Source organism: Bradyrhizobium sp. UBA2491 (genome assembly GCF_002341725.1).
GTDB lineage: Bacteria > Pseudomonadota > Alphaproteobacteria > Rhizobiales > Xanthobacteraceae > Bradyrhizobium.
This window is the reverse complement of record NZ_DDOP01000092.1, coordinates 146,256-159,042: the sequence shown is the minus strand read 5'-3', so window position 1 is coordinate 159,042 and position 12,787 is coordinate 146,256. Positions and strand designations below refer to the sequence as shown.

Below are 12,787 nucleotides of genomic sequence, written 5' to 3'. Positions count from 1 at the left end.
ATGGGAATGTAATTCGGTAAAACATGCCGCGCCGGCGATGCCCCGGCCGCGCAACGGTTGAGGAGCCGCCCATGCACGGGACCATCGATCTCGGCAAAGACACGAATCTGGACGCCGCGCGCGAGCGCGCCAACACGATTGCGCTGCCGGACTACGATCCCGGCGATCCCGAACTGTTCAAGACCGATACGTTCTGGCCGTATTTCGACCGGCTGCGCCGCGAGGATCCTGTGCACTATTGCAAGGACTCGATGTTCGGGCCGTATTGGTCGATCACCCGCTACAACGACATCATGGACATCGAGACCAACCATTCGGTGTTCTCGTCAGCCGCCTCGCTCGGCGGCATCACCATCCGCGACGTGCCGACGGACCTGCGCCGCGAGAGCTTCATCGCGATGGATCAGCCGCGCCATTCGGCGCAGCGCAAGACCGTGGCGCCGATGTTCACGCCGACGCATCTCGACGAGCTTGCCATCAACATCCGCAAGCGCTCGACCGAATGCCTCGACAACTTGCCGCGCGGCGAGGTATTCGACTGGGTCGACAAGGTCTCGATCGAGCTGACCACGCAGATGCTCGCGGTGCTGTTCGACTTCCCCTGGGAAGACCGCCGCAAGCTGACGCGCTGGTCCGACGTCGCGACCACCCTGCCCGGCGTCGGTGGCCTCGTCGCCACCGAGGACGAGCGGCAGGCCGAGCTGATGGAATGCGCGAGCTATTTCGCGAGGCTCTGGAAGGAGCGCTCCGGCCAGCCGCCGAAGAGCGACCTGCTCTCGATGATGGCGCACAGCGACGCCACGCGGAACATGGACCCGAAGAATTTCCTCGGCAACCTGATCCTGTTGATCGTCGGCGGCAACGACACCACGCGCAATACGCTGTCCGGCAGCATCTATGCGCTGAGCAAGCATCCGGAACAATACCGCAAGCTGCGCGAGAACCCGGCGCTGATCGACAGTTTCGTGCCCGAGGTGATCCGCTGGCAGACGCCGCTCGCCCACATGCGGCGCACCGCGCTCGCCGACTACGAATTCCGCGGACGGCAAATCAAGAAGGGCGACAAGGTCGTGATGTGGTACGTCTCGGGCAATCGCGACGAAGAGGCGATCGAGCGGCCCTATGAGTTCGACATCGAACGCGCCCGGCCACGTACCCACATCTCGTTCGGCTTCGGCATCCACCGCTGCGTGGGACTGCGGCTCGCCGAGTTGCAATTGAAGATCATCTGGGAGGAAATCCTCAAGCGCTTCGACACGATCGAGGTGGTGGAGGAGCCGCAGCGGGTGTATTCCAGCTTCATCAAGGGCTACGAGACGCTGCCAGTGCGCATCGCCGCCTGACGCCTCGCCAGTCAACCGGGATCAAAGAGCCATGAACGTCCAGACTGCCATTCGTGCCGATCGGTCCGAGCTGCTACGCCAGGCACGCGAGGAAGCCTATGCGACGCCGCTCAAGGATTTCCATCCCGGCGCACCACGGCTGTTCCAGAACGACACGCTGTGGCCCTGGTTCGAGCGGCTGCGCAAGGAAGAGCCGGTGCATTACTGCACCAATGCGCCGATCGAGCCCTATTGGTCGGTCGTGAAGTACAACGACATCATGCATGTCGACACCAGCCACGGCATCTTCTCCTCGGACTCCACGCTCGGCGGCATCTCGATCCGCGACGTGCCGCCCGGCTATGACTATCCGAGCTTCATCGCGATGGACCAGCCGAAGCACGCCCATCAGCGCAAGACCGTGTCGCCGATGTTCACGCCCGATCATCTCGACGAGCTGGCCAAGCTGATCCGCCAGCGCTCGGCCAGCGTGCTCGACAATCTGCCGCGCAACGAGACCTTCAATTTCGTCGAGCGCGTCTCGATCGAGCTGACGACCCAGATGCTGGCGACGCTGTTCGATTTCCCGTGGGAGGAGCGGCGCAAGCTGACGCGCTGGTCCGACGTCTCCACCGCGCTGCCGAAGGGCGGCATCGTCAACTCGCCGGAGGAGCGCCGGCAGGAGATGGACGAGTGCTACGCGTATTTCTCGAAGCTCTGGAATGAGCGCGTCAATTCGGCGCCTCGCAACGACCTGCTGTCGATGATGGCGCATAGCGACGCCACGCGGCACATGGACCCGGACAATCTGATGGGCAACATCATCCTGCTCATCGTTGGCGGCAACGACACCACGCGCAACACCATGAGCGGCTCGGTGCTGGCGCTGCACGAGCATCCCGACCAGTTCCAGAAGCTGAAAGCGAACCCGGCCCTGATCGACACCATGGTGCCGGAGGTGATCCGCTGGCAGACGCCGCTCGCCCACATGCGGCGTACTGCGCTCCAGGATACCGAGATCGGCGGCAAGACCATCCGGAAGGGCGACCGCGTCGTGATGTGGTACGTCTCCGGCAACCGCGACGACGAGGTGATCGATCGGCCCGACGAGTTCATCATCGACCGCGCCCGGCCGCGCATCCATCTGTCGTTCGGCTTCGGCATCCACCGCTGCGTCGGCATGCGGCTCGCGGAGCTCCAGCTCAAGATCGTCTGGCAGGAGATGCTGAAGCGCTTCGACCGCATCGAGGTGGTCGGCGAGCCGAAGCGGGTCTATTCCAGCTTCGTCCGCGGCATCGAGAACCTGCCGGTGCGGATCCCGGGCTGAGGCGGGATTTCAAAACTGGAAGGGGACGACCGAGACGGAGATTGCGCCGTCGGCCCCTTGCTGGACCGTGAAGTCGATCTCCTTCGAGGCCTTCGCATCACCGACAGTGACCGAGATCGCGCCGCTGCATTGCAGCGTTCGCTTGTCGGCGCTCGCCGACGTCGTCACGATCCTTTCGCCGAGCAGATAGAGCGGCTTGGCGTTGTCCGCATCGGCCGGTGCCGTGGAATTCTTTGCGGCATAATTGACCAGGGGATTGCGGTGGTCGTCGGCGACGGTCCGCAGCACGGCATTGCGCGTTTCGATCGAATCGCAGTCGAGCTTGTCCCCGCAACCCGCGAGCAGAAACAGCAACGGGACGGTGCAAACGGCAAGCGATCGACCAAGGGAAGCGGGCATCCGCAATACTTCGAGCAGTTGACAACAACCGACAACCGGTCCGGTGCAGCATCGTTCCTACCGGGGACCACTTTGACCCGATTGCCGATTTGGCAGATATCCAAGACCGCGGCAGGCGGAATATCCCTAGAATATCCTTGGCTGTGCGCGCGTTCGGCCCTATGTCTGCCGGCCACGGTTGGTTGATGCGCCGTCCCAGATCACCGCCTCGCGCGGTGTGCCGTTCGGTGGCGTTTTGCAGTTTGGACCAGTTGACGGGACATGAACCGAAAAGAGCGGCGTGCGGCCAACAAGCGACGTGACGAGTCCGGCAAGGACGCGAGTGCTTTCGGCTCCGCGAGCGTGAGCATTGCCAGCCTCGCCGCCGAGGCAAGCAGTCTCTACGGGATGCGCCGCTTCAACGAAGCGCAAGAGGTTTGCCGGCACATTCTCACGCGCGAGCCCGACCATGTGCAGAGCCTGAATCTACTCGGCCTGATGGCCCAGGCCGCCGGCGAACACCGGGCGGCCGCGAAGCTGTTCACGAAGGCAATTGCCGCCGACGAGGTGAACGCCGCCTGCCATTACAACGCCGGCAATTCGTACCAGGCGCTGGGCAGTCGCGCCAAGGCGGTTGCGCATTTCGGCAGGGCGCTTGCGCTCGGCATGGAAGACAAGGCAGTCTCCTTCATCCTGCAAAGCCCCACGGTCACCGGTTATGTCGGGCGGATTGCCAACAGATGGCCGCTGCCGGTCACGAACGCCGAATTGTTCGGCACCGACGGCATCACCCGGCTTGCGAGCGACCTGTTCCTGCGCGCGGCGATGGAAGCGACGACGCTGGCAAGCATGCAGCTCGAAGTGCTGCTGGGATACGCGCGGACCGAACTGCTGCGGCTTGCCAGCCAGCAAGACCCGGATGAAAGCGACGCCGACGATGATGTCGTTGCCTTTGCCTGCGCGCTCGCCCGGCAATGCTTCATCAACGAATATGTCTATGCGCAGGCGGATGCGGAAAGCGTGCTCGCGGACGGATTGCGCGATCGCCTGCTGCAAAACCTCGCGTCAGGCGCTACGGTCGCGCCACTCGCGCTGGCAGTGGTTGCAGCCTATGTCCCGCTGCATGCCGTTCCCGGTGCGGACGCGCTGTTGCGCCGTGATTGGCCCGCGGCCGTCACCGGGCTGTTGCGGGTGCAGCTTCGCGAGCCGCGCGAGGAACTCGAAGAACGCAGCGCCATTGCAGCGCTCACCCCGATCAGGAACGACACATCGGTCGAGGTGATGCGCCAGTACGAGGAAAACCCCTACCCGCGCTGGACGGTCAACCCGCTGACGGCTTTCGCGGCGGATCTGGCGCGGGGACGGACGGTCGCGACCGCGGAACAGCAGGCCGAACGCGACATCCTGATCGCCGGCTGCGGCACCGGCTCGCACGCGATCCAGATCGCGCAGGTCTATCCGAACGCCCGCCTGCTCGCAGTCGACATCAGCATGACCAGCCTCGCCTATGCGCGCCGCAAGACCCGCGAGCTCGGCTTGCGCAATATCGAATACGCACAGGCGGATATCCTGGAGCTGGGCGCGATCGATCGCAACTTCGACAGCATCGAATCGGTCGGTGTGCTGCACCATCTTGCCGAGCCGCTCGCCGGATGGAAGGTGCTGGTCTCGCTGCTGCGCCCGGGCGGCACCATGCGCATCGGCCTGTACAGCGAGCTGGCGCGCCGCGTCATCGTCGAAGCGCGTTCCCGTATCGCCGCGCGCAATTATCGCGCCACCGCCGACGACATCAGGCGGTGCCGCCAGGAGATCTTCCGCGAGGCTGAACAATGGAAGCCGCTGATCGGCGCCAAGGATTTCTACAGCGCCAGCGGCTGCCGCGACCTGCTGTTCAACGTCATGGAACACCGCCTTACGATTCCCGAGATCGCAGCCTTCCTGAACGCGCACGGCCTGACCTTCGAGGGCTTCGAGCCGTTCGACGATCCGGCGGTGCTGGAAAAATTCCGCAAGCAGGCTCCGGGCACGGCCGACGAGACCAACCTCGACCAATGGCACCGCTTCGAGATCGAACATCCCGAGACATTCTGGGACATGTACGTGTTCACGGTGAGAAAGAGCACGGACTGACGCCTTCCTCCGTGCGGCCGGAAAGCTCGCATGGCCCCCTATAAAATTCCGGCATAGCTGGGCGAGCCAGATGCGAAGAGAATAGAGCTCTCGCCTGCCCTAAACCTCCCGGTATGAGGACGTGCCATTGCGCGCCCCTTACCGAGGCCATGATGGACCAGATTGCCGTTCACCAGGACAGCGCGACCAGCCGGGACTGGCCGGTTGCGATCTACCGCACGCTGAAGAGCTTCGGCGTGGCGCAGGTGTCTTATGTCCCCGACGCTGGACATTCCAAGCTGATCAAGCTGTCGCACGCCGATGCCGGCATCAAGACCACGGTGCTGACGACAGAGGAGGAAGGCGTGGCGCTGTCCGCCGGCGCATGGCTCGGCGGCGACCGCGCGGTGCTGCTGATGCAATCGAGCGGCGTCGGCAATTGCGTCAACATGCTGTCGCTGATGGCGAGCTGCCGCTTCCCGCTATTGACCCTGGTGACGATGCGCGGCGAATGGGCCGAGTTCAACCCCTGGCAGATCCCGATGGGCCGCGCGACGCCGCAAGCGTTCGAGATCATGGGCACCACAGTGTTGCGGCTGGACAATCCCGACGACGCCGAGGAGGTGGTCTCGGCCGCCGCCTCGCTCGCCTATGACGGCGACCAGCAGGTCGCGGTCTTGATCTCGCAGCGGATGATCGGCCGCAAGAAGTGGACCAGGGAGACACACTGATGTCGGCAGCAACAGGCACACTCGACCGCCGCGCCGCCGTGAAGGCGCTGCTCGCCGATCGCGGCGATCTGCTGGTGATCTCCGGGCTCGGCTCGTCGTCCTACGACGTGTTCGATGCCGGCGACCACGCGAGCAATTTCTATCTCTGGGGCGCGATGGGCGGCGCCGCGATGGTCGGGCTCGGGCTCGCGCTGGCGCAGCCGAAGCGCCCGGTGCTGGTCGTCACCGGTGACGGCGAGCAGCTGATGGGAATCGGCAGCCTGCTGACCATTGCGACCAAGCAACCCGGCAATCTCTCGATCGCGGTGCTCGACAACGGCCATTTCGGCGAGACCGGCATGCAGCCCAGCCACTCCGGCCTGGGCGCGAAGCTCGAGGTCATCGCTGATGGCGCCGGCATCCGCAGTGTCTCCGATATCGCCGACATGGCCGGCATCGAGCGCTTTCGCGCGGGCTTGCGCGACCTCAGCGGCCCGCGGCTGGCGCGAATCCGGATCGCGGCCGGCGAGGTCGAGCGCGCGCTGCCGCCGCGCGATGGCACCTATCTCAAGAACCGCTTCCGCGGCCAGCTCGGCCTTGCGGTGAGCTGATGCGAAGCCGCGCTCAGGCGAGCTGGATATCCCAGAGCCCTTCGGCGCGGCACGCGGCGACCTCGTCGCGCAGCAGCCTTGCTATCAGCGTGATCGCATTCGAGCCGGGATGCTCGACCGGCGACGCCAGCGCGAGCTCGCGCCGCGGCGCCGGTCGCGCGATCGGCGCGGTCTCGAGCCGGCCTTCCGCGATCTCGCTGCGGACCGAAGACGGCGGCAGCAGCGTATACCCGAGCCCCTCCTCGACCAGGCTGGTCAGCACCCGGAACGAATCCGCCTCGAGCTTGACGTCGATATTGACCTTGCGCTTCGCCGCAGCATGCTCGATCAGCGCACGGAGCCCGTGCGAATGACTGGGCAGCACCAGACGCTGGCGCAGCAGCCAGCCGATATCGACCTGCTTCTTCTGCTTCAGCCCGCTGCCGCGCGGGCCGACCGCGACGACGCTGTCGCGGCCGAGGCTCTGCACCGCCAGATGCAAATCGACCGAAGGGCCGTAGATCACCGCAAGATCCATCCCGCCGCGATGCAGCCATTCGATCAGATGGCCGCTGTAGCTTTCGACGATGCAGAGCGAAATGCCGGGATAGCGCTCCACCGTGCGCCGCGCCAGCCGCGCCGACAGCACGCAGCTCACCGTCGGGATCAAGCCCAGCACTACCCGCCCGGACGGCGCTCCGCCCGCGGACTGGATGTCGTCGCGGATCTGGTCGATCTGCCGCACGATACCGCTGGTGCGCGCCAGCAGCAGACGGCCGGCATCGGTCAGCACCATGCCGCGGCCGTTGCGGGTGAACAATTCGGTGCGCAGCTCGTGCTCCAAGAGCTTGATCTGCCGGCTCAGCGCCGGCTGCGCGACCCGCAAGGTATCGGATGCCTTGCTCAGACTCCCGAGTTCCGCGACGCACGCAAAGGTCCTAAGCTGGCGGAAATCCATACTTGCCAATCCTGGAAGGCAGGTTCATACGCTATAACAAAACAGCATAGGGAGTTTACCGGGGCCCCACAACAGCGGGCGTTTTCTTCACACGGACCGGTTTCCGGTTCGCTCGAAAACGCCTTGGCGCAACCTCTCGGCAAGACGAAACAATGACCGCACACGAAGCTCAAGTCGACGACCACACAGACATCCGCGACGCCGTCGCAAAACTCTGCGCGCAGTTTCCCGGCGAATACTGGCGCAAGCTCGACCGCCAGATGGCCTATCCGAAGGAATTCGTCGATGCGCTGACCGAGGCGGGTTATCTCTCGGTGCTGATCCCCGAGGAATATGGCGGCGCCGGCCTGAAGCTGTCCGCCGCGGCGGCGATCCTGGAAGAGATCCAGCGCGCCGGCTGCAATGGCGGCGGCTGCCACGCCCAGATGTACACGATGGGCACCGTGCTGCGGCACGGCAACGACGCGCAGAAGGCGAAGTATCTGCCGAAGGTCGCGACCGGCGAGTTGCGGTTGCAGGCGTTCGGCGTCACCGAGCCGACCAGCGGCACCGACACCTCCTCGCTGAAGACCTTCGCGCGCCGCGAGGGTGATCATTACGTCGTCAACGGCCAGAAGATCTGGACCAGCCGCGCCGAATATTCCGACCTGATGGTGCTGCTGGCGCGCACCACGCCAAAGGACGAAGCCAAGAAGCGCACCGACGGCCTCTCGGTGTTCATCGTCGACATGCGCGAGGTGAAGGGCAACGGTCTGGAGATCCGGCCGATCCGCACCATGATGAACCACGCCACGACCGAGGTGTTCTTCACCGACATGAAGGTGCCGGCGGAGAATCTGATCGGCGAGGAAGGCAAAGGCTTTCGCTACATCCTGTCCGGCATGAATGCCGAGCGCATCCTGATCGCCGCCGAATGCATCGGCGATGCCAAATGGTTCATCGCCAAGGCGACCAACTATGCCAAGGAGCGCAGCGTGTTCGGCCGACCGATCGGCCAGAACCAGGGTATTCAGTTTCCGATTGCAAAAGCCTACGCCTCGATGCGCGCGGCCGAATTGATGGTCAAGGAAGCCACCCGCAAATACGAGGCCGGGCTCGATTGCGGCGCCGAGGCCAACATGGCCAAGATGCTGGCGGCCGATGCCTCCTGGGAGGCGGCCAACGCCTGCGTGCAGACCCATGGCGGCTTTGGCTTCGCCGAGGAATACGATGTCGAGCGCAAGTTTCGCGAGACCCGGCTCTACCAGGTGGCGCCGATCTCGACCAATCTGATCCTGTCCTTCGTCGCCGAGCACGTGCTCGGCATGCCCCGCTCCTACTGAGTTGTCTGATCATGCTGCCGCTTGAGGGATTGACCGTCATCGCCGTCGAACAGGCGGTCGCCGCGCCATTCTGCTCGTCACGCCTGGCCGATGCCGGCGCCCATGTCATCAAGATCGAGCGGCCGGAGGGTGATTTCGCCCGCGGCTACGACGCCGCGGCGAAGGGCCAGAGCAGCTACTTCGTCTGGCTCAACCGCGGCAAGGATTCCGCAGTGGTCGACCTCGCCACCAAGGAAGGCCGCACAGAACTGGAGCGGCTGATCGCGAGCGCCGACGTGCTGTTGCAGAACCTGAAACCGGGCTCGATGGACAAGCTCGGCTTCTCGCGCGAGCGGCTGCGCAAGGATTATCCGAAGCTGATCATGTGCACGATATCAGGCTATGGCGACAGCGGCCCCTATGCCGACCGCAAGGCCTATGACCTCTTGATCCAGGCCGAAAGCGGTCTCGCCTCGATCACCGGTGGCCCGGAAGGCGCCTCGCGCGTCGGCATGTCGATCGTCGACGTCGCAACCGGCGCCACCGCACACGCCGCGATCCTCGAAGCCTTGATCGGCCGCGGACGCTCTGGCCAAGGCGCCGACATCCGGATCTCGATGTTCGACGTGATGGCCGACTGGCTCACCGTGCCGCTGCTCAATGCCGAGGACGGCAAGTCGCCGAAACGCATCGGCCTCGCCCATCCCTCGATCGCGCCCTACGGCGTGTTCCGCTCGAAGGATGGCAAGGAGATCCTGATCTCGATCCAGAGCGAGCGCGAGTGGAAGGTGCTGTGCGCCAAGGTGCTGGGCCAACCGGGGCTGCCCGACGACCCGCGCTTTGCCAACATGGTCGCACGGGTGCAGAATCGAACGCTGACGGACCAGATCGTCAGCGACAGCTTCGGCAAGCTCACGCGCGAAGAATTGCTGTCGAAGCTTGCGGAAGCCGACATCGCCTTCGCCGAGGTCAACAGCATGAACGACCTCGCGGAGCATCCGCATCTGCGCCGCATCGAGGTCGACACGCCGAACGGCAAGGTCAGCTATCCGGCGCCGGCCGCGATCGTGGTCGGCGAGGACAGGCACTACGGCAAGGTGCCCGCGATCGGCGAGCGCACCAAACGTTCCTGAAATCTCTCCTGCCCGAGCAAGACAATCATGACCGATAAACTCGACCTCGATCATCTCCGCCAGTGGATCGGCAAGACGACGGAAGCCTCCGACGTCGTCACCAAATATCTCGTGATGGGGCTGCGCGCGACACTGTTCCAGGAGATCGGCGAGCCGATGGCGGGCGATGCCGCGCCGTGGACCACGCATTGGTGCCTGGCGCAGCCGGTGTTTCCGATGTCGCAGCTCGGCCCGGACGGTCACCCGACCCGCGGCGGCTTCCTGCCGCCGGTGCCGCTGCCGCGCCGGATGTGGGCCGGCGGCGAGCTCGAATTCTTCGATGCAGTGCGGATCGGCGACGAGGCCAAGCGCACGTCCAAAATTGCGGACGTCACCGTGAAATCCGGCTCGACCGGCACGCTGTGCTTCGTCTCGGTCAATCACGAGGTGACGACCTCGCGCGGGCTTGCGGTCCGCGAGCGGCAGGACATCGTCTACCGCGAGATGACGAGCACGCCATCCCCCGCGCCCGCCAAGGCGCCGCCGCCTCCCCCGGTCGCGCAGCACCGCGAGAGCCATGTCTCCGATCCGGTGCTCTTGTTCCGCTACTCGGCGCTGACCTTCAATGGCCACCGCATCCATTACGACCGCGACTATGTCACCAAGGTCGAAGGTTATCCGGGCCTGATCTTTCACGGCCCGCTGCAAGCCTCCTTCATCGTCGAGCTCGCCGCCAGGCTACGCGGCGGCAAGCCGCCGAAGAAGCTTTCCTATCGCGGCGTGCAGCCGCTGTTCGAGGGCAGCGAGTTCTCGATCAATGCCAACGACAAGGATGGCGGCATGGAGCTGTGGACCGCCAATGCCGAGGGCCAGCCGACCATGAAGGGCACCGCGAGCTGGTAGCAGCGGACGCCCGTCATCAGCCATTCGTCGTGGAACCTGACCGCGGCGAGCACGGATTTGTGGATTGATGGCGGCACGGTTTTCTGCAAATCGCGGACCTGTCGATTCCACACCTTCGATGAGGCGCCCGTTGAGATCATTCCTGCTTGCCACGCTGCTGACGCTGTCGGTCCCTGCCCATGCGCAAGACCAGCGCTTTCTCGACAGCCTGCGGAAACTCGAGCCGGAAACGCGGCTCGAGCAGGTCTGCGATTATGCCGCGATGTCCAGCATCAGCCGCGACACCGGACGGCCGGCCGATCGGGCGAAATCCGACGTGACGTCCCGCCCCGCTCATTCAGGCAACACGCTCACCGTCAAGGGCGGCGCCTTCCGCAGCAAGGGACAATGGTTCGCGCTGGCGTTCACCTGCAAGGGAACGCCCGACCATCTGCATGTCGCCAGCCTACAGTACAAGATCGGCGAGGCCATCCCGGCTGCGAAATGGCCATCGCTCGGGCTCTGGCGCTAGCCCCCGCGAGGGCGCGACGCTGCCGACGACGGTCAATCAATCAGTGCTTTGGTTCGTTCTTGGTCAGTTTCCCGGTATGCGGATCGATATGCAATTCATAGGTCGTGCCGCCCTTGACTGCATCACCTTCCCAATGGCCGTCGTCGGCCTCCAGGTTGGTGATCGCCGAGTAGCCCATATCGTGGAGTTTCTCGATCACCTGCTGCTTGGTCAGCCAGTCGGCACCCGGCGTGTCGGCCAGAGCGGGAGCGGCCAAAGCAGGCGCGGCGAGAAACACCGCGAGCAGCGCCAGTCTCCTCATTCGTTCATCCTTTCATTGCCCGGCATCGGTTGCATGGGCCTGGAGGAGCAACGTCAGGCGTTCCCGGAAGTTGCACCGCGCCCGCCGATATATCGATCGCGCGACCGGCGAAGAACCGCTTTCACTGCCGCGCCGCACCTCCTACTGTGGTGCGATCTAGCCATGGATCAGGGATCATGAGTCGCTTCTGGAGTTCGGTCGTCCATACCCTGTCGCCTTACGTGCCCGGCGAGCAGCCGAAGATCGACGGCCTCGTCAAGCTCAACACCAACGAGAGCCCCTACGATCCCTCGCCACGGGCGCTGACCGCGATTGCGGCCGCCGCCGAGCGGCTGCGGCTCTATCCCGATCCCGCCGCGACCAGCCTGCGCGAGACGATCGCCGCCCGCTTCGACGTCGCTGCCAACCAGGTGTTCGTCGGCAACGGCTCGGACGAGGTGCTGGCCCACACCTTCCAGGCGCTGCTCAGGCACGATGCGCCGCTGCTGTTCCCCGACATCACCTACAGCTTCTACCCGGTCTATTGCCGACTCTATGGCGTCAACCACGAGGTCGTGCCGCTCGACGGCGCGATGCGGATCGATCTTGCCGACTATCGGCGGCCCGGCAGCGCCGTCCTGCTGTGCAATCCGAACGCGCCGACCGGCATCGCGCTGCCGCGGGCGGCGATCGAGGCCCTGCTCACCGAACATCCCGACCGGCTGGTGGTGGTCGATGAGGCCTATGTCGACTTCGGCGCCGAGAGCGCGGTGCCTCTGGTCGCGCGCCACGACAATCTGCTGGTCATTCAGACCCTGTCCAAGTCGCGCGCCCTGGCGGGCTTGCGGGTCGGCTTCGCGATCGGCCAGCGCCCGCTGATCGAGGCGCTGGAGCGGGTCAAGGACAGCTTCAACTCCTATCCGCTGGATTGCTTCGCGATCGCCGGCGCAGTCGCTGCCATTGAAGACGACGCCTGGTTTCAGGAGACGCGGCAGCGCATCATCCAGAGCCGCGAGACGCTCACCGGTGGCCTCACCGAGCTGGGCTTCGAGGTGCTGCCATCGCAGGCGAATTTCGTGTTCGCCCGGCATCGCAGCCATCGCGGCGTCGATCTCGCAGCGCGGTTGCGCGGGCGTGGCGTCCTGGTCCGGCATTTCCAGAAGCCGCGGATCGAGGATTTCCTGCGTATCACGATCGGCACCGACGAAGAGTGCGGCCGCCTGATCGGCCTGCTGCGCCAGATGGTCTGACCACGACGCCGGGCTCAACGGGACGGCAGCGTGGCG

At 64.9% G+C, this 12,787-nt stretch carries 13 protein-coding genes; 10 read left to right on the top strand and 3 right to left on the bottom strand.

Features of this window, described 5'->3' with window-relative positions:
• The first annotated feature begins 71 nt into the window (after positions 1 to 71).
• Positions 72 to 1,343 carry a cytochrome P450 gene (locus B2W55_RS31395; RefSeq protein WP_024583765.1) on the top strand — a complete coding sequence of 424 codons (1,272 nt, stop codon included), beginning with the start codon at positions 72 to 74 and terminating at the stop codon, positions 1,341 to 1,343.
• Positions 1,344 to 1,374: 31 nt separating this feature from the next.
• The gene (locus B2W55_RS31390; RefSeq protein WP_024583766.1) at positions 1,375 to 2,649 is read left to right on the top strand and encodes a cytochrome P450; all 1,275 of its coding nucleotides are present in this window, start codon (positions 1,375 to 1,377) and stop codon (positions 2,647 to 2,649) included.
• 9 nt (positions 2,650 to 2,658) lie between these two features.
• Here the strand turns inward: B2W55_RS31390 and B2W55_RS31385 are convergent, their stop codons facing one another.
• Positions 2,659 to 3,048, bottom strand: coding sequence for a hypothetical protein (locus B2W55_RS31385; RefSeq protein WP_145987155.1), 390 nt, complete (start codon positions 3,046 to 3,048; stop codon positions 2,659 to 2,661).
• Between the two features lie 261 nt (positions 3,049 to 3,309).
• Here B2W55_RS31385 and B2W55_RS31380 point away from each other — a divergent pair, with 261 nt between their 5' ends.
• From B2W55_RS31380 to B2W55_RS31370, 3 genes are all read left to right on the top strand, one after another.
• A complete protein-coding gene (locus tag B2W55_RS31380; protein WP_024583768.1) occupies positions 3,310 to 5,157 on the top strand; it encodes a class I SAM-dependent methyltransferase in 1,848 nt (615 codons plus the stop codon).
• Positions 5,158 to 5,306: 149 nt separating this feature from the next.
• On the top strand, positions 5,307 to 5,867 hold the full coding sequence (locus B2W55_RS31375; protein WP_100555019.1) for a thiamine pyrophosphate-binding protein: 561 nt from the start codon (positions 5,307 to 5,309) through the stop codon (positions 5,865 to 5,867).
• Positions 5,867 to 6,457 carry a thiamine pyrophosphate-dependent enzyme gene (locus tag B2W55_RS31370; protein WP_024583770.1) on the top strand — a complete coding sequence of 197 codons (591 nt, stop codon included), beginning with the start codon at positions 5,867 to 5,869 and terminating at the stop codon, positions 6,455 to 6,457. The genes B2W55_RS31375 and B2W55_RS31370 overlap by 1 nt, the downstream gene beginning before the upstream one ends.
• 13 nt (positions 6,458 to 6,470) lie before the next feature.
• On the opposite strand, the gene B2W55_RS31365 is transcribed toward B2W55_RS31370, so the two are convergent.
• Entirely contained in the window at positions 6,471 to 7,394 is a 924-nt protein-coding gene (locus B2W55_RS31365) for a LysR family transcriptional regulator (RefSeq protein ID WP_024583771.1), read from the bottom strand.
• Between the two features lie 152 nt (positions 7,395 to 7,546).
• Between B2W55_RS31365 and B2W55_RS31360 the strand changes: the two genes are divergently transcribed.
• The 4 genes from B2W55_RS31360 to B2W55_RS31345 all read left to right on the top strand — a co-directional run bounded on the left by B2W55_RS31360 (position 7,547) and on the right by B2W55_RS31345 (position 11,221).
• Positions 7,547 to 8,716, top strand: a complete 1,170-nt coding sequence (locus tag B2W55_RS31360) for an acyl-CoA dehydrogenase family protein (protein ID WP_024583772.1) — start codon at positions 7,547 to 7,549, stop codon at positions 8,714 to 8,716.
• 11 nt (positions 8,717 to 8,727) lie between these two features.
• On the top strand, positions 8,728 to 9,828 hold the full coding sequence (locus B2W55_RS31355; protein WP_024583773.1) for a CaiB/BaiF CoA transferase family protein: 1,101 nt from the start codon (positions 8,728 to 8,730) through the stop codon (positions 9,826 to 9,828).
• Between the two features lie 27 nt (positions 9,829 to 9,855).
• A complete protein-coding gene (locus B2W55_RS31350; RefSeq protein WP_024583774.1) occupies positions 9,856 to 10,710 on the top strand; it encodes an FAS1-like dehydratase domain-containing protein in 855 nt (284 codons plus the stop codon).
• 130 nt (positions 10,711 to 10,840) lie between these two features.
• The gene (locus B2W55_RS31345) at positions 10,841 to 11,221 is read left to right on the top strand and encodes a DUF930 domain-containing protein (protein ID WP_311538720.1); all 381 of its coding nucleotides are present in this window, start codon (positions 10,841 to 10,843) and stop codon (positions 11,219 to 11,221) included.
• A gap of 40 nt (positions 11,222 to 11,261) precedes the next feature.
• Here the strand turns inward: B2W55_RS31345 and B2W55_RS31340 are convergent, their stop codons facing one another.
• Positions 11,262 to 11,522 (bottom strand): PepSY domain-containing protein, encoded by a 261-nt coding sequence (locus B2W55_RS31340; RefSeq protein ID WP_024583776.1) that lies wholly within the window; start codon positions 11,520 to 11,522, stop codon positions 11,262 to 11,264.
• 176 nt (positions 11,523 to 11,698) lie between these two features.
• Here B2W55_RS31340 and hisC point away from each other — a divergent pair, with 176 nt between their 5' ends.
• Positions 11,699 to 12,751: a histidinol-phosphate transaminase gene (hisC, locus tag B2W55_RS31335; RefSeq protein ID WP_024583777.1), complete on the top strand. Its 1,053-nt coding sequence runs from the start codon at positions 11,699 to 11,701 to the stop codon at positions 12,749 to 12,751.
• The last annotated feature ends 36 nt before the right edge of the window (positions 12,752 to 12,787 follow it).